This window comes from Streptomyces sp. NBC_00829, from assembly GCF_045161795.1.
Lineage (GTDB): Bacteria > Actinomycetota > Actinomycetes > Streptomycetales > Streptomycetaceae > Streptomyces.
Map to the genome: position 1 here is coordinate 3,858,320 of NZ_CP108867.1, position 21,826 is coordinate 3,880,145.

The following is a 21,826-nucleotide window of genomic DNA, read 5'->3' on the forward strand; positions in this document are numbered from 1 at the left end:
ACCGCCATGGCCGAGCGCCCACCGTCCCGACTGGAACTGTTGCGGTTCCTGGAGCGGGTCCAGCTTCAACAGCTCCAGCAGACCAAGCGCTGGCTGGAGCAGGAGGAGGACCGAGTCCTGCGTGCTGCCCACGCGCCCTCACCACCGCCGGAGTGGAAGATCGAGATGAGCCGCGGCGGACGCCATGCCCTCGCCGTCCATGCCGGGGACTGCACTCACGGCGGGGCCCCACGCGCCAGGCCGATCAGCCGTGAGCAGGCACTCGCCGCCCTCGGCGCGCACGTCGAACCGTGCACGATCTGCCGGCCCGACCGAGACCTCGGCCTGCTGTGACCGGCCACGGGCGGCAGCCCGGAGGCATGCGGCGCGCGCCGATCGTGGTGCACCGGATATCCGCGGCCGGAGGCCGGCGGGTCACCGCGCGCGACCGGAACATGGGACTGGCCCACTCAGACCGTGACCTGCTGGAATTCCTTCGCCAAGCAGGTCTGGCCGACGCGGAGGACCTCCTCGACGACGCGGCGTGGATCGAATGGGTCGGCGGCAACCCGCACGAGTACACGCTGACCTGACACGCGGCGCCACCGGCACCGGGCAGCCGGGCAGCCGAGCAACCGGCCCACCGGGCATAGCGGAAGTCCCCTTTAATTCGGATGCCCTTCCGAGCGGCAGCGGGTAGCGTCCCGACTCGCGCCTTCCGATGCGCCCGCGCCCCGGTTACTTCCTGTCAAAAAACACCGGTGCCCACTTCTGATCTCGGAAGGCGCGCTCACTGCCGCGCCCTGCACCCGCACACCTGCACCCGCGCCGAATCCGTACCCGCGCCCAGATCCGCGCCCGTTGCCCAGATCCGTACGCCGACGCTGCACCGACTCCCGTCCGGCACCCGGCCACACCTCCGACCCGCCACCCACCAGGGGGACTTCTGCATGACCCGGTTCAACCGCCAGCGGACCAAAGCCGAAGCAAGGGCAGTGATCCAGGCCGAAGTACCGGGCCTGACCGCAGGCGGGAGAACCTCCCCGCTCTCCACCGACGGCCGGTGGGCCACTCCGCCGCGCGGAGCCTCCCCGAGTCCGGTCACCGCCCTGCCGTACGTCACCAACCGCCAGGGCGGCGCGGGCTACGTCCGGGAGCCGAAGTCCGAACTCTTCCTGCTCGCCGTGGCCAACCTGGTCGGACAGCACAGCTTCTACGAGAGCGCCGAGTCCCGTGACGAGCGCTACACCCAGCTGATCCGCCAACTCGCGATCAGCGACCCTGGGTGGGCCCTCGCCCTCCTCGGCTGGCTGCGCACCGAGGCCCGGATGCGGACGGCGGCTCTGGTGGGAGCGGCCGAATTCACCCGTGCGCGGCTGGACGCCGGAGCTCCGGGGCTCTCCCGGCAGGCCGTCGACGCCGTCCTCCAACGCCCCGACGAGCCGGGTGAGTTGCTGACGTACTGGACCTCCCGGTACGGCCGGCGGCTGCCCCAGCCGGTCAAGCGCGGGGTCGCGGATGCCGTCCGCCGGCTCTACACCGGCCGCGCACTGCTCAAGTACGACACCGGATCCCGGTGCCACCGCTTCGGCGACGTACTGGAGTTGACCCATCCGGCGCCGGCCCCGGACCGGCCATGGCAGGGGGAGCTCTTCCGGTACGCGCTGGACCGGTGTCACCGGCCCGACCGCGCCGTACCGCCCGTCGGAGACCAGCTCCTCACCGCGCATCACGCGCTGATGTCCGTGCCGGTCGACGAGCGGTACGCCCTGGTCACGGGAGCGGACGGGGCCGAGCGGCTGGCGGCGGCCGGGATGACGTGGGAGGCGGTCGCGGGCTGGCTGCACAGGCCGATGGACGCCGCGGTCTGGGAAGCCGTGATCCCGTCCATGGGACCGATGGCCCTGGTCCGCAACCTGCGCAACTTCGACCTTGCGGGGGTCGGCGACCGGGTGGCCGCCGACGTGGCCCGCAGGATCTCGGACCCGGGCGAGGTGGCGCGCTCCCGGCAGTTCCCGTTCCGCTACCTGGCCGCCCACCGCAACGCGCCCTCCCGCCGCTGGGAGCAGTGCCTGGAGGCGGCCCTCGGCCACTCGCTCGCCAACGTGCCCGCGCTGCCCGGCCGGACCCTGGTCCTGGTGGACCGCTCGGCCTCGATGTTCGACCTGCCCAGCGCCGGGACCGAACTCAACCGGGCCGACTCCGCCGCCATTTTCGCCACCGCGCTCGCGATCCGGGCGCAGCAGGCCGACCTCTTCGAGTTCGGCAGCGGCAGCCGACGGGTCGACGTCCGCACGAGCGGGTCCGTACTCCGCGCCGTGGACCGGTTCCACAACCTCGGCGGCACCGACACCGCCGGAGCGGTCACCCGGCACTACAGCGAACACGAACGGGTGGTCGTCATCACCGACGAGCAGGCGCAGTGGGCGTACAACGGCGACCCGTTCCGGGCCGTGCCCCAGCACATCCCGGTCTACACCTGGAACCTGGCCGGCTATGCGCGCGGACACGCCGCGGCGGGTCCGCACCGCCACACCTTCGGCGGCCTCAGCGACGCGGCCTTCCGGCTGATCCCGCTCCTGGAGGCCGGGCGGAGCTCCTCATGGCCCTGGGGGCAGACCGTCGACTCCGGCCCCTGACCCGCCGGTTCGGCGGGAGTCACCTGCCCGCACGGGCCTTCCACACGCCGGGCGCGGCGATGAGGGGCAGCCCTGAGCAGTACGCGGCACCCCTCCGGCCCATCCCTACGAGAAGGCTTCCGGCCGGGTTCCCTTCCCCGCCCGGGCCCGGTCCCGGGACCACGCGCACGCGCCTACCAGCACCGCCGCCCCGGCTCCGTACAGGGGCAGCCACCGGGTCGTGGTGGCCGCCAGGCAGACGGCAACGGCGTCATGGGTGTGGACCTTCTGCGCGTAAACCACAGCCTCGCCGTCTCGACCGGCCAGGTTCGCCAGCCCGGCCCCCGCCCGGATGGCCTCGTACCTGCCCAGCTCAGGGCACTCGCTACGGGTGCCGGGCATCGGAAACAGCCACGTCCAGCGTTGCAGCACGGGGGCCAGTGCGATCGCCACGCAGAGGCCGACGACCAGCGAGTACGCGACGAGATTCCGCGCGTATGCGGATCCGATGCCCGGCGTCCACGCCGGCAGTCGGTAGAAGGCGAAGACCACCGCAAGAAGCGTTGCCCCGATGTATGTGGCGAACCACTGCCAGGAACCCTGCGCGAGTGCGGCCGCAAGCACGGCGGCGAGTGCGATGCCGATGACCCCGGGTTGACCGGCAACGTCATGGTCCGCGCCAGTGGATGCCGGATGCCCCGTTCCTTGAGGGCTGAGGTCGTTCACGGGCATCTCCCACGGGTCGGAGGCCATCAGCATCCGGCACATCGCGCCCTCCGCCCCGGCGCCATGCCGGACGGGGTCCGGTGCCCCCACCCGGTTGGGGGCGGCCGCGGGCCAGGCCCCGACGCGAGTGGTCCCTGAGGCGCAGCACCTGGCCGGCCTGCCCCGTATACGCCGGGCATCGGCCGCCAGGCGTGACGCCCCGCCGGCCGCATTTCGACGCTTCCCCAGGACGTCGGCGGTCGGCGGGTGAGGTCCGTCAGTTCCCGAGGCGGCAGGACCGCCATCGCCGTCCGGTCCGGCTGATCACTCCCGCTTCTTCCATCCGGCGGAGCTGATACGCCACCGAGGACGTGCTCGAGAGACCGACGCGCGCACCGATCTCCCGGATCGTGGGGCCCTCCCCGTACTCAGCGATCCACTCGGTGACGCACCGCAGGATGCTCGACTGCCGCTCGGTGAGGTGATCGGCCATGCGTCCCCGCTTCCTCCTGCGCGCGGACCCAGCGACGCAACTCCACACGGGCCGTCGCCGACCGGCCCTGGTCACTGGTCCAGAACGGATGCCGGACGAGACCGGAGGACAGCCTCAGCAGGCGGCGGCGCAGGGCCGTGTAGTGGGCCTGACCGGCGGCGAGCTGTGCGTAGGTGTCGTTCCAGTCGCGCTGGGCCTGCACCAGGTCGGACGGGAAGACGGTGTGGGCCATGGCCATATTCAATCATGTGTTCGATTTCTTGCGCAGCCCGGCGCGCGGGGTTCACCGGCATCCCGGCCGTGAGCGGGTGCCGGGCGCGGCCGGCCGTCACGCCCGTCGGGTGCTTTCGGCCGGAGGCCCGGAGCGCGGTCAGCGCATCTCGGACCGCGCTCGGACCGCACTCGGGGCGTCCGCGTCCGGACGGTCGCACCGTCTCCGCCGCGCGGTCACACCGCTTCTGTCGGGCAAACGGTCCGGCCCTCGGCCGGCGTACGGCACGCGCCCACGGTCGTCGAGCCGACAGCGGCCGGCTTCCGCAGCAGGAGCAGGGCCGCGTCGTCGTGCAGCCGGCCGCCCACGTGCGCCAGCAGTTCGTTGTGCAGCGCGGAGACCGTACGCGACGGATCGTCCGACACATGCCGTGCCACCCCCTCGGCGAGGGGGTAGAACTCACGGCTGTGATTGCGGGCCTCGGTGACGCCGTCGGTGTAGAGAAGCAGCTGGTCGCCGTCGTCGAAGGGCAGCACCTGGAGGCTCGGGACCTCGTCCGTCAGGGCGCTCAGGCCGAGCGGCGGCGCCGGATGGGTGGGCTCGACGGGCAGGATCCCGGAACCGCGGACCAGCAGCGGAGGTGCGTGCCCGCAGTTGACCACCTCCATGCGCCCGGGGGCGGGGTACCCGACGACGACGGCGGTGACGAAGTCGTCGGCGCCGAGGTTGCGGGCCAGGCTCCGCTCGATCCTGGCGACGACGTCCAGGAGATCCGGCTCGTCGTAGGCGGCTTCACGGAAGATGCCGAGCACCAGCGCGGCGGTACTCACCGCGGGCAGCCCCTTGCCGCGCACATCGCCCACGATCAGCCTGACGCCATGCGGGGTGGGCACCAGTGCGTACAGGTCCCCGCCGATGCGGGCCTCAGCCGCCGCCGCGCTGTAGCTGACGGCCACCTGGAACGCGCCGACCGTGGCGGGCACGGGCTTGAGGAGGGCGTGCTGGGCCGCTTCGGCGACCGAGCGCACGGCTTCCAGGACGCGTTCGCGACGCGTGCGCAGCGCGCTGGCGAGGCTGCTTGCGAGCGTGACGGCCACCAGCGAGGAGAGCACGATCGCCTGCTGACGGACCGACTCGCCGCCGAGCACCGCGCCGAGGACGACGGCGATGAAGCCGATGCGGAGCACTCCCGACGGCTTGTTGGTGGCGGCGGCGAGGGTGGGGCCGACGGCAAGGAGCGGCAGCCACGTCGCCCCGGCCCCGGTGACCAGGGTGGCCAGCGCGACGGCGGAGACGATCACTGCGGGCGCACAGGCCAGGAGCATGGCGGTGTAGCGGTGCTCTGAGGCGTGGCGGTGCTCTGAGGCGTGGTTCATGCCCGGGTATGCAACTCCCTGTTCCGTTCGCGATGCGCGATCATCGGCGATCGCCCGTTTTGTCCCGCTTACCAGAGAACAGGCGTACGGATCGAGCCACAAGAGGGAGGTTTTCAGATAGTGAGCGAGAGCCCCCTGGTCACACGGCCCGCCGTCGGGAGAAGCCGGGTGAGAACTTCGTCGAGCCGGTCGAGCTGGTCCGCCCGCAGGGAGACGCCGAGCGAACCGAGCGTCTGGCCGCTGTAGACGGGCACGGCGACACAGACCGTGCCGAGCGCGTACTCCTCCAGGTCCATCACACCGGGGGTGGCTCGCGACGACTCAAGGCGGCGGAGCAGTTCGGTGCGGTGGGTGATCGTGCGGGGCGTGAGGTCGGCGAGACGGTGCCGGGAGAGGTACTCGCTGCGGGAGTCGTCGTCGAGTTCACGCAGCACGCACTTGCCCAGCGCCGTGGCGTGCCCGGCGTCCTCGAACCCCACCCAGAGGTCGACCCGTGGCGCGCGCGGACCGTCGACGATCTCGGCGACCCGGATCTCGCCGTCCTCGTAGAAGGTCAGATACGCGGCGGCGGAGATGTCGTCCCGCAGGGAGACGAGCGAGGGACGGATGCGGCTGAGCATCGCCTGCGGGCGGCTTCCGGCGTGCAGGAGGTGCAGCTTGTCGCCGATGACGAACCCGCCGTCGTCCAGCTTCCGCAGATAGCCGTCGTGAACCAGGGTCCGCAGGAGGTGGTACGTGGTGGCCAGGGGCAGCCCCGCCTCGCGCGCCAGCTGTTTCGCCGGCGCACCGGCCTCGTGCGCCCCCACGGCTTCCATCAGTCGGAAGGCTCGCTGCACGGACGTGATGAGTGTGGGGCCCTCCTGCGCGCCCATGCTCCCAGATTGCGCCCGGCGCATCGGGTCCGCAAGGCGCGTCGCGGGACGCCTGCGTCGCAGGGCACGGAGGCATGGACGGCTTCCTGGGGTCAGGGAGCCGTCCATGCATGTGACGGGACGGGCAGTGCTCCGCCTGCCGGCCTACTTGAGGCCGAGCGACTTGCAGGCGGACTTGTACTTGGGGATGCAGATCTCCTCCACGGTGTAGACGCCGTCGCTGATGACCGTGTCCTTGATGTTCTCCTTCGTCAGCGAGATGACGGGGACGAGCACCGAGGGGATGGCCTTCTTGGTCGGGCTGTCGACGTCGGCCTGCGCCATGGAGTTGAGCCCCATGCCCCGGGCGAGGAGGATCGCCATCTCGGCCGCCGCGTTGGCCTCGGGGGCGTACGGCTTGTAGACGCTCATGTACTGCTCACCGGCGACGATCCGCTGGACGGCGGCGAGTTCGGCGTCCTGGCCGGTGACCGGCGGGAGCGGGAAGATGCCGGCGTCCTTCAGAGCGGTGATGATGCCGCCCGCCATGCCGTCGTTGGCGGAGTAGATACCGATGATCTTGTCGTTGCCGAGCGACGAGATCGCGGACTTCATGTTGGCGGTGGCGTTCTCCGGCTTCCAGTCCTTGGTGTCGAACTCCTCGCCGACGTTCACCTTGTCGTCGAGCTCGGCGTGCGCGCCCCTCTTGAACTGTGCGGCGTTCGGGTCGGTTTGGGCGCCGTTCATCATGACGATCTGGCCGTCCTTGGCCTTGGAGCCGAGCGCCTGGAGGAGCGCCTTGCCCTGGACGTGGCCGACCTCTTCGTTGTCGAAGGAGGTGTACGCGTCGATCGGGCCCTCGGCGAGCCGGTCGAAGGAGACGACCGGAATGCCCGCGTCGTGGGCCTTCTCGATGGCGGAGGCAATGCCCTTGGAGTCGACCGCGTCGACGATCAGCACATCGACCTTGCTCTTGATCATCGTGTCGATCTGCTGCTTCTGCAGAGCGGCGTCCTGTCTCGCATTGGAGTAGAGGACTTTGCCCTTGCCATTTGTCAGCTTGCTTATCTTCTCCTCGATGACCGGCTTGTCGAACTTCTCGTAACGAGCGGCCTCGTTCTCCGGCAGCAGCAGACCGACGGTGATGTCGTCGGTGGCCCTCACACCCGAGCCCTCTTCACTGCCACAGCCGACGAGCGAAATAGCCATCGTGGAAACAGCGACGGCGGCAGCAGCGTGGCGCAGATGTACGTACATCGGTGGAAATCAACCTCCCTGACAGGCCGCGCCCCTGCGGCCAAGGTGGCTGGAAGTCAACTCTGCCGCTCACAAAACCGTCAAGAAGTACAATCTTACGAGATGGCAACAGTGCGGATCGTTAGATAGATGAAGGCAGAAACGGGCCGACAGAGTATTTCAATTCATTCCGAATCTCCCCTTTCGAAATGAGTACATCGCCGCCGGCCTGACGCTCCGTGTGGAGAGGCGGGAGATTCCGGTGCCGTACACAGCCGTGACTGCCCTGAGCCATGTCGGGCTCGTGCGCGAACACAACGAGGACAGCCTGGTCGTCGGACCCTGGACACTGTGCGGGACGGCGACCGAGAGCCCGCAGACGCTGCTGTTCCCGCTCGGCACGCCGCTGATCGTCGCGGCGGCCGACGGTCTCGGCGGGCAGCCTGCCGGTGAGGTGGCCAGCGCGCTGGTCGTCCGGCGGCTCGCGACGCTCGGGCCCACACTGGACGGCGAGGAAGCCGTGCGGGACGCCGTGGATCTCTGCAATCGCGTGGTGTACTCGGTCGCCGACGGCGATCCCGAACTGACCACCATGGGGTCCACGGTCGCCGGCGCGGTCGTCCTCACGGATTCGCTGCTGGTGTTCAACATCGGCGACAGCAAGGTCTTCGAGGTGACCGGGGACGCACTGCGTCAGGTGAGCGTGGACGACAGCCCGCCGCCGGCGCCGGGGCAGCGCATCACGTCGGCCGTCACGCAGACGCTCGGCGGCGGCACCACGTTCGCCCCCGTCACCGCGCATGTGTCCCTCTCCCCGCTGTCCCCGGGCAACCGCTATCTGGTGTGCACGGACGGGCTGACGGACCCCGTGCCGGAGGACGAGGTCGAGAGTCTGCTGCGGCTGTACGACGACGGCAGGGCCGCGTACGAGTTGTGGAAGGCGGCCGTCGAGGCCGGGGGACCCGACAACATCACGCTCGCGCTGATTCGCGTCGGAGAGTAGCCGGGGGGCGGAGAGTAACCGGGGGGCGGGAGTCAGCCTTCGGTGTCCGCGGGCGGCGGGGCGAGCCCCGCCCCGCCGCCCGCCAGGATGATCTCCGCCTCGGACAGCACCCGGCGGACGATCTCCCCGGCCGGCAGAACCTCGTGGACGAGGGCCGCTGACTGACCGGTGAACGGCAGGTATTCGTCTCCCCGCCCACGGCGCACCGCCTCCATCAACCGCGGCACCGTCTCGTCCGGATCGACCAGTTCGGGATGCTCCCGCAGCGCGTCGACGAGCGGGGTGTGCAGCGAGCGCGGCACACCGTAGCTGCCGGGGACGTTGTAGGGCGGCAGCACCCGTTCGCTGTTGGTCGCCTTCACGGCGTCGACGGCGTCCGCGGCCACGATCCGCTGCTTCCACTCGTCGGCGATGTTCATCTCCGTGGAGGCGAGGAAGCGCGTGCCCATGGCGACGCCCTGGGCTCCCAGGGCCAGCGCCGCGGCGAGGCCACGTCCGTCGGCGATGCCTCCGGCGGCGACCACCGGTGTCCCGCCCGCCATGTCGACGACCTGGGGCACCAGCACCATGGTGCTGACGTCACCGCCGTGGCCGCCGGCCTCGCCGCCCTGCGCCACCAGGACATCGGCTCCGGCGTCGAGTGCCTCGGCGGCCTGGCGGGCGTCCATCACCTGCTGGATCCAGAGGATGCCCGCGTCGTGGGCCTCGGCGATCAGATCGGCGGGGACCGCCATGTGGAAGGAGACGGCCGCGGGGCGTTCCTCGATCGTGGCGCGGAAGGCGCCCGCGTCGAGCGGCCGTGCGGTGTGGTTGATCGCGAAGGGCCGGTCGGTCAGCGTCCGAAGCTGCGCCCACTGCTGTTCGAGCTCGGGCACGGACAGGACCGCGGTCCCGAGGCTGCCCAGGCCGCCCGCTTCACACACCGCCGCCGCCAGCGCGACCTCTTCCCAGGGCCCGAAAGGGGCGCAGATGACGGGAACCTCGATGCCGAGCAGGTCACACAGGGGCGTGAAGATCATAGGAGTGGCCTCCTGCCCCGTCGTGGCGGGGCACGGGTGACAGCACGATCCCTTCCATGATGCCCCGCGGGACCGGCCCCGGCACGACGCGGCCGGGGCCGGGGTCCGTTGCCCGCCGCGTCATCCGGGGCGGAGTCGGCAGCCCTTATTCGTCGGCGCGCACCCCGGTCACGCGGTCGTACGGCCTCCGCCCCCGGCAGGCGGTGGTGTCGGTGCACAGGGTTTCCTCGGGTCCGGCCCAGACGCGGGCGTGGACCGGCCGCGCCTACGTCCCGGGCGCGGTCAACGGCATCCTCCTCGGCAAGGACCGCTATCTGGCACCCCGTCAGTGGGGCCCGGTCATCGGCGGCAAGGACATCTTCACCACCGCGGTGACCGCCGCCTGCACCGGAGCGGGCATGAAGATGTCCTACCTCGACGACTGGCACACCTACCACCTCGGCCTGGGCGAGGTGCACTGCGGCACAAACACCCTGCGTGACATGTCCGCGGCATGGTGGTAAGCCGCAGCCGGTGGTTCATGGCCGGGGTCCACGGGCCCCGGCCGTCCGCACCTCCGAAGGCCGTCCGCACCTCCGGCGGTCCGTCCGCGCCCGCGCCCGGGGTCCGTCCGGGCCCAGCGCGGGCTCAGGGCTCCCGCGGTGACACGACCACCTCGGCCCACACCTGCTTCCCGCCTCCGAGAGGCACCGAGCCGTACGCCGCCGACACCGCCTCGACCAGCAGGATTCCGCGCCCACCGGTCGCCTCCCAGTCCATGTTCGCCGGTTTGACGGGCGCCCGCGGGGAGTGGTCGCTCACCGCCACGCGCAACCGCTCCCCGGTCAGGGTGAGGTCCAGGCGCACCTGGCCCTGGGTGTGCACGAGCGCGTTGGTGACCAGCTCGGAGACGATGAGCAGGATCGCGTCGGTCTGCTCCTTCACGCCCCAGGCGCGCAGGGTGCGGGAGGTGTAACGGCGTGCGTGCGCAACGGCGTCGGGCAGCCGCCACACCGTCCAGGCCGCCCGCTGCGGCCGGACCCCGGTCCCGTCGTAGCGCAGCAGAAGCAGGGCCACGTCGTCGTCGCGGCGGTTGACCCCGCCGAGGATCTTGTCGGCCATCTGCCCGGCGTCGGACGCGTCGGACGCGGAGACGATCTCGCACACCCGGCGGATACCGTCCTCCAGGTGCAGGCTCGACGACTCGACGAGCCCGTCCGTCATCAGCGCGAGAACCGCCCCGGGAGCGAGCGCCAAGGCCGTCATCGGGAACTCCGCCTCCGCGAGCACGCCCAGCGGAGGCCCGCCCTCGATCTCCAACTCCTCGGTTCGGCCGTTCGGGGCACGCAGCAGCGGCGGCAGATGCCCGGCCCGCACGCACCACGCGTTGCCCTCCTCCATGTCGATGCCGACATACAGGCAGGTGGCGAAGAGATCGGTCTCCATGCCCACGAGCAGCCGGTTGGCGCGGGAGACGACCACGTCCGGCGGGTGGCCCTCCACGGCGTAGGCCCGGATCGCCGTGCGCATCTGGCCCATGATCGTCGCGGCGGCGGCGCTGTGGCCCTGGACATCCCCGACGACCAGCGCCACATGGTTGTCGGAGAGGGGGATCACGTCGTACCAGTCGCCGCCGACGGCGAGGCCCACGGTGGCGGGCAGATAGCGGGCGACGGCCACCCCGCCGGGCAGAACCGGCAGCTTGCGCGGCAGCAGGCTGCGCTGGAGCATCGTCGCGAGCTCGTGCTCGGCGTCGAGGGAGCGGGCGCGTACGAGGGCCTGCCCGACCAGGCCGGCGGTCGCGGTGAGCAGGGAACGTTCCTCGGGGCCGAACTCGTGCGGCTCGTCCCAGCCGATCAGGCACCCGCCGACCACCCGGCCGTCGGCGGGGAGCGGCAGGACGGCCAGTCCGCCGGGGCCGATGCCCGCCAGGCCGGGTTCGAGTGCGGAGCCCGCCGTCCACAGGCTCGCGCGCCCCTCCCGGATCGCGGCCTCGAGCGTGGGCAGGGCGCGGGCGGGCGCGTCGGGCCATTCGGAGCGCCACTCGGAGCGCCACAGCTCGGGCCAGGCAGCCGGTTCGGGCGGGTCGAGGACCGTGACCACCATCCGGTCGGCCTCCAGCTCGGCGAGGGCCACCCGGTCCGCCCCCAGCGGGTCGCGCAGGGCGGCGACCACCGCGCGGCTGACGTCCCGGACCGTCATCGCGCCGGCCAGGGCGACGGACAGCCGCTGGACCCGGGAGACCTCGTCGGCGCCGGTCCGCAGGTGGGCCGCATCGGCGACCACGCCGAGCAACCTCTCGGGCCTGTCCCCGCGCTCCGCCAGGCGGCGGCAGCGCAGCCGCAGCCAGCGGAGCTCTCCGCTGGGACGGCGGATACGGAACTCCAGCTCCCGGCCGCCGGAGGGCATGTGCCCCGGCTCGACGATGGACATCAGCGCGGGCAGGTCGTCGGGGACGGTATGGGCGAGCAGGGTCTCCACACGTCCGTCGAAGGCGTCGTGGGGGATGTCGACCAGGTCGAGGACCTGGATGTCCGCGTCGATCTGGCCGGTGTTCAGGACGAGGGTGAAGGAGCCGACGCAGAAGCCGTCCAGGTCGGGACCGAGGACGGGCCGGGGTCCGCCGCGGCCGATGCCGATGCCGTTGCCGCTCGGCTCGCCACCCGCTTCGAGCCAGGCGGTGACCTGGTCGGCGTAGAGCTCCAGGAAGTTTCGCCGTTCGGTGTCGAAGCCGTCACCGGCGTCGTCCACGACAACCAGGCAGCCCAGCAGGCTGCCGTTGGCCCCGAGCGGCAGTGCGCCGAGCGAGATGTTGGCGGGGAGGGTCCCCGTCGAGGTCCCGTCCGGGCCCTTCTGCGCGTACGGCTCTCCGTACGAGGCGACGCCGACGGCGTTCAGCCAGAGCGGGCGGCCCGTGCGGTAGGCGTCCACGACGGGTGCGTGGGAGGACAGGGGGTAGCTGGGCGCCAGCCCGTACTGTGCGCCGGAGCCGCCGGCCGATTCCGCCAGCCGCAGGCTGTCGTCCTTCTTGCCCGGCACATAGACGGCGGCAAGTGCCGCCCCGCCGAAGACCCGGATACGCTCTCTCACCGTCCGCAGCGCCTCCGTGGCCGGAAGTGGATACGGGTTGCCCGGCTCGCAGGGGACACCTGGGGCGCGTCGGCGCCGTCGCCGGGATTCATCATTCCTCGCCTCCGACCGGTCCTCGTCGGCCGGACCACGCGCCGAGGCGGCCCACCCACCTCGCCACGCGTCCGGAACCAGTCACTAACAGCGTAGGGAAGGCAGGACGTGTGTGCGGGCTTCCGGGAGGGTTCATAGGCTCCCGGTCCCCTGGGTTTGCCCCGGCGGGCGGCGTCATTGCCCCGCCGGGCGGCGTCAGAAGCCCGGCGCGCCCCAGAGAGGGAACCAGCGCGCCAGATCCGGCTCGATGCGCAGGTCGTCCGTGAGCAGCGCTCTGGTCTGGAGTTCCAGGGCGCTGTCGCGCTTTGCGGGCCTGCCGGGCAGCGGCGCGAAGGGGTAGAAGGTGCCGCGCTTGTAGAGGTAGACGAGCGCCAGCCCCCGCTCGCCCGCGGCCTCGTGGAAGGTGATCAGGGAACAGAGCAGCTGGGGGCCGAAGCCCGCGTCCTGGAGCAGGGTGTTGACCGCGTGCAGGTCGTTGACCAGGGAGGCCGTGTCGTCGGCGGGGTGGCGGGCCAGGAGCCAGGTGTAGCCGTACGGGTCCTGGCCGAGCTCCACCGGTACGCCGCCGCGGCCGGCGTCGGCATCCAGCAACGCTCGTACGTCCTCCTGGAGTTGGGCGAAAGCCCCGCCCTCGACGCTGGCGAAGCAGACCGAGCCGACGCCGGTCGGCGTGAATCCGGCGCCCGCCTGGAGGGTGATGGCGGCGGCGGGCAGGCCGAAGAGCCGGTCCAGATCGGGGCGCACGGGCTTGCTGCGCCCGAGGATCGTGTCGAGGAGTCCCACGGAAGTACCTCCCTCTGCGCTACGGGGCGTCCGCGCGGGGGCCCGGACGGGATGCGTCCGCGCTACGGACGGGCGAGCTGCGTCGAGATCCTGGCCAGCTGGTCCAGGCGCTGCTCCAGCGTCGGGTGGGAGGAGATCAGCCGGCTCAGGCTCTCCTTGGAGGAGAAGGCCGGGGCGAACCAGAAGGCGTTGTACGGCTCCGCCTTGCGCAGGTCCTCCGTCGGGATCCTCGCCATGTCGCCCGTCACCTTGGTGAGCGCGGACGCGAGCGCCGAGGGGCGGCCGGTCAGCAGGGCGGCGGCGCGGTCGGCGGACAGTTCGCGGTAGCGGGAGAGCAGCCGGGTGAGCAGGAAGCTGAGGACATAGACGGCGGCGCTGACCAAGGGGATCAGGACCATGGCGATCGCCGCGTTGCTGTCGCGGCTGCCGCCCGCCCTGCCGAAGCCGCCCCACACCGCGATCCGGGTCATCACACCGGCCAGCACACCGAGGAAGGAGGCGATCGTCATCACCGCGACATCGCGGTGGGCGACGTGCGAGAGCTCGTGGGCGAGGACCCCTTCGAGTTCTTCGGGCTCCAGTCGGCGCAGCAGTCCGGTGGTGGCACAGACCAGGGCGGTCCTCTCGTTGCGGCCGACGGCGAAGGCGTTGGGCACATCGCTGTGGGCGAGCGCGACGCGGGGCTTGGGCATGTCGGCGAGCGCGCAGATGCGGTCGACGGCGCCGTGCAGTTCGGGCGCCTCCTCGGGGGTGACCTCGCGTGCCCCCATGCTGAAGGCCGCGATCCGGTCGCTGAACCAGAACTGCGCGACGAACACGGCGCCCGCGATCAGCAGGATGACCGGCCACGAGCCGCGCAGGATCGCCAGCAGGACGCCGACGAAGACGACATAGAGCAGACCGATCAGGAACATCGTGGTCACCATGCGGGTGGTGAGTCCCTGATCCGGTGCGTAGCGGGACGGAGCCCGGTTGCCTGGCATCTGATCACTCTCCGGACGGAGCCAATTCTCATGCCCCCCTGACTCGATTGTGCTCCCCGCCGCGTCGTTCCGGGGTAAGAGGCAGCGCCTCGGGGCCCGGAGTCCTGGGTCTCTGGAGCCCGTGGCGCTTGCGGCCTCGCCCAAACTCTTGACATGTCCCTGGCTCAACGCTGAGATGTGGTGGGTTTCGTTCGTGCCCGTTGAATTGTGCGCCATTAACCCCCCATCGGAGCCGCACATGCACACCGAACGACACACGGTCAGAGAGCGCCTGGCAGCCGTGGCCGCCTCGCTCGCCCTTCTCACCGGCACTCTGGCGGTGGCGACGCTCACCGCCACCGCCGTTCAACTCGCTACCGCACCCCCGGCCGCGGCCGTCGACAACGGACTGGCGCGCACACCCCAGATGGGGTTCAACAACTGGAACTCCACGCACTGCCGGGCGGAGTTCAACGAGGCGATGGTCAAGGGTATCGCCGACACCTTCGTGTCCCAGGGGCTCAAGGACGCCGGATACACCTACGTCAACATCGACGACTGCTGGGCGCTGCCCAGCCGCGACGCCTCCGGCAACCTCGTCCCCGACCCGGTCCGCTTCCCGAACGGGATCAAGGCGGTCGCCGACTACGTGCACTCCAAGGGCCTGAAGTTCGGCATCTACTCCAGCGCCGGGACCAAGACCTGCGACACCAAGGGCTTCCCCGGCGCCCTCGGGCACGAGCAGCAGGACGCCGCCCTGTGGGCGTCCTGGGGCGTGGACTATCTCAAGTACGACAACTGCAACAACACGGGCGCCGACGCGCGGAAGCGCTACAAGGCAATGGGCGACGCCCTGAAGGCGACCGGGCGGCCCATCCTCTACAGCATCTGCGAGTGGGGCGAGACCCAGCCCTGGAACTGGGCGGCGGACGTCGGCAACTCCTGGCGTACGACCGGGGACATCAGCGACTCCTGGTCCAGCATGATCGGCATCGCGCACCAGAACCAGGGACTCGCCCCGTACGCGGCGCCCGGCGCCTGGAACGACCCGGACATGCTGGAGGTCGGCAACGGCGGGATGACCGACACGGAGTACCGCACCCACTTCAGTCTCTGGGCGCAGATGTCCGCGCCGCTGCTGATCGGCAGCGATCTGCGCGGCGCCTCGGCGGCCACCCTCGCGATCCTGAAGAACACCGACGTCATCGCGGTCGACCAGGACGGCTTCGGCAGGCAGGGCACCGTGGTCTCCAGCTCCGGCGGACTCGTGGTGATGTCCAAACCGCTGGCGGACGGGGACCGTTCGGTGACCCTGACGAACGAGACGGCCTCGGCGAAGACCGTCTCGACGACCGTCGCGGCCCTCGGGATCGGCGGCGCGTCCTCGTACGCGCTCAAGGACCTCTGGTCCAAGCAGACCAGCACCACGACGAGCGCCATCAGCGCCTCGGTGCCCGCCCACGGAACGGTGATGTACCGGGTGACACCGGGCTCTCCCGTGCCACCGCCCGCCGGGGTCCATCAGCTCAGCGACCTGCCGTGGACATCGGCGGTGAACGCCTGGGGCCCGGTCGAGCGCGACCGCAGCAACGGCGAGCGGCCCGGAGGCGACGGCAGGACCCTCACCATCGGCGGGACGCAGTACGCCAAGGGCCTCGGCACCCACGCGGCGAGCGACATCACGTACCACCTGGGCGGCACCTGCCGGTCGTTCAGCGTCGACGTCGGCGTGGACGACGAGTCGACGGCGGGCGGATCGGCGGTGTTCCGGGTCTACCGTGACACCGCTCTCGTCGCGGACAGCGGGCTGCGCACGGCGAGCGATCCGCCGCAACGGCTGAGCGCCGACCTTGCGGGCGGTACGCAGCTGCGGCTGGTCGTCACCGACGGCGGCGACGGCATCGACCACGACCACGCCGACTGGGCCGACGCCAAGGTCGTCTGCGGCAGCGGTCCGGCGGCCGGGACGCACGCGCTCAGCGATCTGTCGTGGACATCGGCGGTGAACGCCTGGGGCCCGGTCGAGCGCGACCGCAGCAACGGCGAGCGGCCCGGAGACGACGGCGGGACCCTCACCATCGGCGGGACGCAGTACGCCAAGGGCCTCGGCACCCACGCGGCCTCCACCGTGACGTATTACCTCGGCGGCACCTGCTCGGCACTCACCACCGGCGTCGGCGTCGACGACGAGTCCGGCGGCACGAACGGGTCGGTCGTCTTCCAGATCTACCGGGACGGCACCAAGGTCGCCGACAGCGGCCGGATCACGGGCGCGGACGCTTCCCGGCAGCTCACCGCCGACCTCGACGGCGGGCTGGAGCTGAAGCTGGTCGTCACGGACTCCGGCGACGGAATCGACTACGACCACGCGGACTGGGCGGACCCCAGGCTCACCTGCGCCTGAGCCTCCGGGCACCCGTGGGGCGGGGAGCCGCGGCTCTCCGCCCCACGGCGGTACACCCGGGTCGAAGGAGCGATGGCACACTGGCGGACGATTGTCCGAAGGAGCCAGTTGTGCCGATGATCCGCAATCTCCGCCGTGCGGTAAGCCGCGCCTATCGCAAGACCGTGGACCTGAGCCACCCGGCCCGCTCCCCGCTGGGCAGCACGGTCGTCAACTGCGTGATCTACGAGGACGGCGAGCGGCGGGCCGAGACCTTCCCGGTGGACGAGGCGCTGCGACGGGTGCGCAAGGCGGGCCGCGGCTTCGTGTGGATCGGGCTGCACGAGCCTTCGGCGACGGAGATCGCCGGTGTCGCCGAGTTGTTCGATCTGCATCCGCTGGCCGTCGAGGACGCGGTGCAGGCGCACCAGCGGCCCAAGGTGGAGCGGTACGAGGAGATGCTCTTCGCGGTCTTCAAGACCTGCCGCTACGTCGAGCACGAGGAGCTCACGTCCACCAGCGAGGTGGTGGACACCGGGGAGCTCATGGTGTTCACCGGGGCGGACTTCGTGCTCACCGTGCGGCACGGCAGGCACGGGTCGCTCGGCCCGCTGCGCGAGTTCCTGGAGGCGTCCCCCGATCAGCTGGCCAAGGGGCCCGCCGCCGTCCTGCACGCCATCGCCGACCATGTGGTGGACGAGTACCTCACCGTCGCCGACTCCGTCCAGGAGGACATAGACGCGGTCGAGTCGGCCGTCTTCAGCGTCCACGCGGCCCGCGGCGACGCGGGCCGGATCTACCAGCTCAAGCGCGAACTGCTGGAACTCAAGCGGGCCGTGGCACCGCTGGACCGCCCGCTGCACGCTCTGGCGACCGTGCAAATGCCTCCGGTCGGCCCGGACATTCAGCCCTACTTCCGTGATGTGCTCGATCATCTGACCCGGGTCAACGAACAGATCGCCTCGCTCGACGCGCTGCTCGACTCGATCCTCCAGGCCCATCTCGCGCAGGTGACGGTCGCCCAGAACGAGGACATGCGCAAGATCACGGCATGGGCGGCGATCGTCGCCGTGCCGACGATGGTCTGCGGCATCTACGGCATGAACTTCGAGCACATGCCGGAGCTGCACTGGATGTACGGCTATCCGCTCGTCGTCGGCGTCATGGCCGTGTCCTGCCTCCTCCTCCACCGCACCTTCCGCCGCAACGGCTGGCTCTGACGGACCGGTTCGGCGCGCCGGGCCCGCGGGTGCTCAGGCCGCGTGGCCGAGGAGCGCCGGGAGGTCCGCGAACGAGTCGAGCACATGGTCGGGGGCGCCCGAGGCCGACGCGTGGGTCTCCGGCAGGTACTTGCCGGTCTTGACCAGGACTCCCGTGATGCCCGCGCGCTGTGCCGCCAGGACGTCGGACTCGATGTCGTCGCCGACCATCAGCGCCCGCCCGGCCGCGACGCCGAGGTGCGCGAGGGCCGTGGCGAAGAAGGCACCGGCCGGTTTGCCGGTGACCTCGGCCTCAACGCGGGCGGCCCGCTCCAGGCCCATGAGGAAGGCCCCGGTGTCGAGGTCGAGACCTTGCGAGGTGCGCCAGTAGAGGTTGCGGTGCATGGCCACCAGCGGTGCGCCGCGCTGGAGTTCGCGGAAGGCGCGGTTGAGGGCCGCGTAGCCGAACTCGTCGCCCGCGCCGCCGAAGACGACCACGTCGGGGGCGGAGTCGTCGCTCTCGTCGACCAGGGTCACGCCCTCCAGATCGGCCCGCACGTCGCCGCTGTTGAGGAAGAGACAGCGGGCGCCCGGGTAGTGGTCCCGCAGATAGGCGGCGGTGACGGCCGGGGCCGTCAGGATGTCGTCGACACCGACCGGGAAGCCCTCCGCGGCGAGTCTCCCGGCGATCACCGCGCGGGTGCGGGAGGTGTTGTTGGTGACCAGTGCCAGCGGAAGGCCGGCGGCGCGCAGGCGTTCCATGGCCGCGACGGCGCCCGGCAGTGCTTTCCAGGACACGGTGAGTACGCCGTCGATGTCGATCAGGACCGCTCGGGTTCCTTCCATACCGTCGACCGTATCGTCGGCTTGTAAAATAGCTGCAGATAGGCACAAACAAGTCATTACGCGGGTGGAAGTGAACCACCGTGCCCTTCACCGACCGCACCGACGCCGGGAGGCAGCTCGCCGGAGCGCTCCGGCACGTACAAGGGGAACAGCCCGTCGTGCTCGGTCTGCCGAGGGGCGGGGTGCCGGTGGCCTTCGAAGTGGCGCGGGCGCTCGGGGCGCCCCTCGATGTGATCGTGGTCCGCAAGCTCGGCGTGCCCTACCACCGGGAGCTGGGCTTCGGCGCCATCGGTGAGGGCGGGGTCCGGGTCATCAGTGAGGACATCGTGCGGCTCAGCCGGGCCGGGCAGAAGGAGCTGGCGGGCGTCGAACGCGCCGAGGAGGCGGAGCTCGCGCGGCAGGCGAAGCGGTTCCGGGCGGACCGGACGCGCCTCTCGCTCGCGGGCCGGACCGTGATCCTGGTGGACGACGGGATCGCCACCGGAGCCACGGCGTCGGCCGCCTGCCAGGTCGTACGGGCGCAGGGCGCCGGCCGTGTGGTGCTGGCCGTACCGGTCGCCCCGCCCGATGCCGTCGAATGGCTGCGCGCCGAGGCCGACGAGGTCGTGTGTCTGTCCACGCCGCGCGCCTTCCGCGCCGTCGGCGAGTGGTACGCGGACTTCTCGCAGACCCCGGACGAGGAGGTCACCTCGCTGCTCGCGCAGGCGTCGGCGCTCGGGAAGGAGAGGTCGCCTGCGCAGGCACCGGCGCGCACGGAGCAGGGGGCGGAAGCCGGGGTGGCGGTGCCGGCCGGCGGGGTCCGGCTCACCGGAGATCTCACCCTGCCGCAGGGAGCGGCGGCCGTCGTCATGTTCGCCCACGGCTCCGGCAGCAGCCGCCACAGCCCGCGCAACCGCTTCGTGGCCTCCGCCCTCAACCGCGCGGGCCTCGGCACGCTGCTCTTCGATCTGCTGACGCCCGCCGAGGAGGCCGACCGGGCGAATGTCTTCGACATCGAGACCCTGGCCCGGCGGCTGACGGACGCCACGCGCTGGCTGCGTGACCGCGAGTCGCTCCCGATCGGCTACTTCGGCGCGAGCACCGGAGCCGCGGCGGCCCTGCGCGCCGCCGCCGCCCCGGAGACGGAGACCGCCGCCGTGGTCTCGCGCGGCGGCCGACCGGACCTCGCCGGGCCCGGCCTCGCCGACGTACGTGCCCCCACGCTCCTCATCGTCGGCGGCCATGACACCACCGTCCTGGGCCTCAACCGGCGGGCCCAGGAGCAACTGCGCTGCGAGAACCGGCTGGAGATCGTCCCCGGCGCCACACATCTGTTCGAGGAGCCCGGCGCGCTCGACCGGGTCGCCGAGCTGGCCCGGGACTGGTTCACCTCGCACCTGGCCGCGCAGAGCGTGGCCGGCTGATCCACCACGCCCCGGCGTCAGCCGGCCCACCGGGTGACGGTCACGTCGAAGCGGTGATCTCAGCGGCCGTGCGTAGGACCGGGCGAGGCGGGCGTACCGCTCGTCCGGCACCGGGCCGCCCCCCGGTCCGGGTCGACGCCGTGCCCTCAGGGACCGCTGACACCCGGCCCCTGGTGCTACGTCACCACGATGAACAGGGCCAGTGCCAGTACGGCGACGACTCCCCCGTACAGCGCGAGCGTCACCGAGCGGGCCTCGGCGGAGGGGTCGTTGCTGCCGACGCGGGACAGGCCGCGGGCAGACGTGACGATCAGGGCGAGGGCGGCCGCGGAAACGGCGGCGATCAGAGAATCCATCACGCGGCGACAATCTCACGGGCCGTCAGAAGCCGCATTCCGGCGTACGCCGTTCCCGGGACGGCCCGCCCGGGGGCAGGGTCCGGGGGCAGCGGTCCAGGGGCAGGGTCCGGGGGCAGGTCCAGGGGCAGGGTCCGGGGTCGTCACCCCGGGCCCCGCCCGTGGTCGGCGCGCGGCACCCGGCGGGCCGTCGGCGTCCGCGCGCGTCAGCGGTGAAGCAGCGGTGCTCCGGCCGCGTGACGGCGTGCGGGACGACCCGTCCGTTGCCCCCGTGGACACCGCGCGCCTCGCGGTTGCGATTGTCGGGGTCTCTCCGCCTGCGCCGCGAGCCTTTCGAAGAGGTTCGAAAGGCTCGGACCCAGCTCGGGGCCACCGCTCCCGTCCGGCTCGGATTCCGCCCGGGTTCGCCCGGGTTCGCCCGGGTCCGCCCAAGTCCGCCCGGGTCCGCCCAAGTCCGGCCGGGTCCGCCCGGAGATTCCGCCGCGCCGCCGCCCGCGACACCGGCCCGCCGTCGCCCGTCGCGCCCACACCGAGCCGGGTCCCCGTACATGTGCCCGCGACACCGGCCCGCCGTCGCCCGTCGCGCCCACACCGAGCCGGGTCCCCGTACATGTGCCCGCGACACCGGCCCGCCGTCGCCCGTCGCGCCCACACCGAGCCGGGTCCCCGTACATGCCTCCTTCAGCCGGCCGAGCGAAGCTCCGCCAGCGCGTCCGTCAGCCACTTCGTCCAGAACGTCTCCAGCTCGATCCCGGCCCGCAGCACCACATGCCGCAGCCGGTCCTGCTCGCTCGCCAGCCGCTCCGGCGGGAAGTCCCGTGCCTCGATCGCCGTGTACTCGGCCAACTGCCGCCGGTGCAGCTCCAGATGGCGCTCCAGCTCCGCCTCCAGACCGGTGCTGCCGACCACACCCGCAGCCCGCAGCCTCAGCAGCAGCGGGTCCCGGACCGGCTTGGGGTCCTCGGACCTGGCCACCCACGCGGTCAGCTCCGCCCGGCCCGCGGGCAGGACTTCGTACTCCTTCTTCTGCCCCCGGGTGGGCTGCGCCGACGGCAGGGCCCGGATGTGACCCGCCTGCTCCTGTTTCCCCAGCTCGCGGTAGATCTGCTGGTGGGTGGCCGACCAGAAGTAGCCGATCGACCTGTCGAAGCGGCGGGTCAGCTCAAGGCCCGACGAGGGCTTTTCGAGCAGGGCCGTGAGAATCGCGTGCGGCAGGGACATGGCCCGATCCTAGGGACGGG

The 21,826-nt window shown here is 71.6% G+C and carries 19 protein-coding genes and 3 pseudogenes; 9 read left to right on the forward strand and 13 right to left on the reverse strand.

What is annotated here, in order from left to right; translation table 11 throughout:
• Positions 1 to 6 precede the first annotated feature (6 nt).
• From OG293_RS16775 to OG293_RS16785, 3 genes are all read left to right on the forward strand, one after another.
• Positions 7 to 333 (forward strand): DUF6233 domain-containing protein, encoded by a 327-nt coding sequence (locus tag OG293_RS16775; protein WP_405999600.1) that lies wholly within the window; start codon positions 7 to 9, stop codon positions 331 to 333.
• A gap of 26 nt (positions 334 to 359) precedes the next feature.
• Positions 360 to 572 carry a hypothetical protein gene (locus OG293_RS16780; protein WP_405999601.1) on the forward strand — a complete coding sequence of 71 codons (213 nt, stop codon included), beginning with the start codon at positions 360 to 362 and terminating at the stop codon, positions 570 to 572.
• Between the two features lie 357 nt (positions 573 to 929).
• Positions 930 to 2,618 (forward strand): TROVE domain-containing protein, encoded by a 1,689-nt coding sequence (locus OG293_RS16785; protein WP_405999602.1) that lies wholly within the window; start codon positions 930 to 932, stop codon positions 2,616 to 2,618.
• A gap of 105 nt (positions 2,619 to 2,723) precedes the next feature.
• Here the strand turns inward: OG293_RS16785 and OG293_RS16790 are convergent, their stop codons facing one another.
• From OG293_RS16790 to OG293_RS16815, 6 genes are all read right to left on the reverse strand, one after another.
• Complete coding sequence (locus OG293_RS16790) at positions 2,724 to 3,365, reverse strand: hypothetical protein (RefSeq protein ID WP_405999603.1); 642 nt, start codon at positions 3,363 to 3,365, stop codon at positions 2,724 to 2,726.
• 214 nt (positions 3,366 to 3,579) lie between these two features.
• Positions 3,580 to 3,795: a LexA family protein gene (locus OG293_RS16795; protein ID WP_405999604.1), complete on the reverse strand. Its 216-nt coding sequence runs from the start codon at positions 3,793 to 3,795 to the stop codon at positions 3,580 to 3,582.
• Positions 3,731 to 4,027 carry a hypothetical protein gene (locus OG293_RS16800; protein ID WP_406003858.1) on the reverse strand — a complete coding sequence of 99 codons (297 nt, stop codon included), beginning with the start codon at positions 4,025 to 4,027 and terminating at the stop codon, positions 3,731 to 3,733. The genes OG293_RS16795 and OG293_RS16800 overlap by 65 nt, the downstream gene beginning before the upstream one ends.
• Before the next feature lie 215 nt (positions 4,028 to 4,242).
• Positions 4,243 to 5,331, reverse strand: a complete 1,089-nt coding sequence (locus tag OG293_RS16805; RefSeq protein WP_406003620.1) for a PP2C family protein-serine/threonine phosphatase — start codon at positions 5,329 to 5,331, stop codon at positions 4,243 to 4,245.
• A 164-nt stretch (positions 5,332 to 5,495) separates the two neighbouring features.
• Positions 5,496 to 6,254, reverse strand: coding sequence for an IclR family transcriptional regulator (locus OG293_RS16810; RefSeq protein WP_405999605.1), 759 nt, complete (start codon positions 6,252 to 6,254; stop codon positions 5,496 to 5,498).
• A gap of 144 nt (positions 6,255 to 6,398) precedes the next feature.
• Positions 6,399 to 7,490 (reverse strand): sugar ABC transporter substrate-binding protein, encoded by a 1,092-nt coding sequence (locus OG293_RS16815; protein WP_405999606.1) that lies wholly within the window; start codon positions 7,488 to 7,490, stop codon positions 6,399 to 6,401.
• A 241-nt stretch (positions 7,491 to 7,731) separates the two neighbouring features.
• Between OG293_RS16815 and OG293_RS16820 the strand changes: the two genes are divergently transcribed.
• On the forward strand, positions 7,732 to 8,472 hold the full coding sequence (locus OG293_RS16820; protein WP_405999607.1) for a PP2C family protein-serine/threonine phosphatase: 741 nt from the start codon (positions 7,732 to 7,734) through the stop codon (positions 8,470 to 8,472).
• A gap of 32 nt (positions 8,473 to 8,504) precedes the next feature.
• On the opposite strand, the gene OG293_RS16825 is transcribed toward OG293_RS16820, so the two are convergent.
• A complete protein-coding gene (locus tag OG293_RS16825) occupies positions 8,505 to 9,491 on the reverse strand; it encodes an NAD(P)H-dependent flavin oxidoreductase (protein WP_405999608.1) in 987 nt (328 codons plus the stop codon).
• A gap of 224 nt (positions 9,492 to 9,715) precedes the next feature.
• On the opposite strand from OG293_RS16825, the pseudogene OG293_RS16830 reads away from it, so the two are divergent.
• Positions 9,716 to 9,994 (forward strand): annotated as a pseudogene (locus tag OG293_RS16830) (protein-arginine deiminase family protein); the annotation flags it as partial.
• 124 nt (positions 9,995 to 10,118) lie between these two features.
• On the opposite strand, the gene OG293_RS16835 reads toward OG293_RS16830, so the two are convergent.
• The 3 genes from OG293_RS16835 to htpX form a co-directional block, all read right to left on the reverse strand.
• Positions 10,119 to 12,560 carry a SpoIIE family protein phosphatase gene (locus OG293_RS16835; RefSeq protein WP_405999609.1) on the reverse strand — a complete coding sequence of 814 codons (2,442 nt, stop codon included), beginning with the start codon at positions 12,558 to 12,560 and terminating at the stop codon, positions 10,119 to 10,121.
• A gap of 288 nt (positions 12,561 to 12,848) precedes the next feature.
• On the reverse strand, positions 12,849 to 13,436 hold the full coding sequence (locus OG293_RS16840) for a hypothetical protein (protein ID WP_405999610.1): 588 nt from the start codon (positions 13,434 to 13,436) through the stop codon (positions 12,849 to 12,851).
• Between the two features lie 62 nt (positions 13,437 to 13,498).
• Complete coding sequence (gene htpX / locus OG293_RS16845) at positions 13,499 to 14,419, reverse strand: zinc metalloprotease HtpX (RefSeq protein WP_405999611.1); 921 nt, start codon at positions 14,417 to 14,419, stop codon at positions 13,499 to 13,501.
• 238 nt (positions 14,420 to 14,657) lie between these two features.
• Between htpX and OG293_RS16850 the strand changes: the two are divergent.
• From OG293_RS16850 to corA, 3 genes and pseudogenes are all read left to right on the forward strand, one after another.
• Positions 14,658 to 16,343, forward strand: a pseudogene (locus OG293_RS16850) (NPCBM/NEW2 domain-containing protein); the annotation flags it as partial.
• 33 nt (positions 16,344 to 16,376) lie between these two features.
• Positions 16,377 to 16,802: pseudogene (locus OG293_RS16855) on the forward strand (NPCBM/NEW2 domain-containing protein); the annotation flags it as partial.
• 116 nt (positions 16,803 to 16,918) lie between these two features.
• The gene (corA, locus tag OG293_RS16860; RefSeq protein ID WP_405999612.1) at positions 16,919 to 18,001 is read left to right on the forward strand and encodes a magnesium/cobalt transporter CorA; all 1,083 of its coding nucleotides are present in this window, start codon (positions 16,919 to 16,921) and stop codon (positions 17,999 to 18,001) included.
• Between the two features lie 33 nt (positions 18,002 to 18,034).
• Here corA and OG293_RS16865 read toward each other — a convergent pair whose 3' ends face one another.
• On the reverse strand, positions 18,035 to 18,883 hold the full coding sequence (locus OG293_RS16865; protein WP_405999613.1) for an HAD-IIA family hydrolase: 849 nt from the start codon (positions 18,881 to 18,883) through the stop codon (positions 18,035 to 18,037).
• A gap of 23 nt (positions 18,884 to 18,906) precedes the next feature.
• Here OG293_RS16865 and OG293_RS16870 point away from each other — a divergent pair, with 23 nt between their 5' ends.
• Positions 18,907 to 20,229 (forward strand): phosphoribosyltransferase family protein, encoded by a 1,323-nt coding sequence (locus OG293_RS16870; RefSeq protein WP_405999614.1) that lies wholly within the window; start codon positions 18,907 to 18,909, stop codon positions 20,227 to 20,229.
• 176 nt (positions 20,230 to 20,405) lie between these two features.
• Here the strand turns inward: OG293_RS16870 and OG293_RS16875 are convergent, their stop codons facing one another.
• The gene (locus OG293_RS16875; RefSeq protein WP_406003621.1) at positions 20,406 to 20,585 is read right to left on the reverse strand and encodes a hypothetical protein; all 180 of its coding nucleotides are present in this window, start codon (positions 20,583 to 20,585) and stop codon (positions 20,406 to 20,408) included.
• Positions 20,586 to 21,266: 681 nt separating this feature from the next.
• Entirely contained in the window at positions 21,267 to 21,806 is a 540-nt protein-coding gene (locus OG293_RS16880; RefSeq protein ID WP_405999615.1) for a PadR family transcriptional regulator, read from the reverse strand.
• Between the last annotated feature and the right edge of the window lie 20 nt (positions 21,807 to 21,826).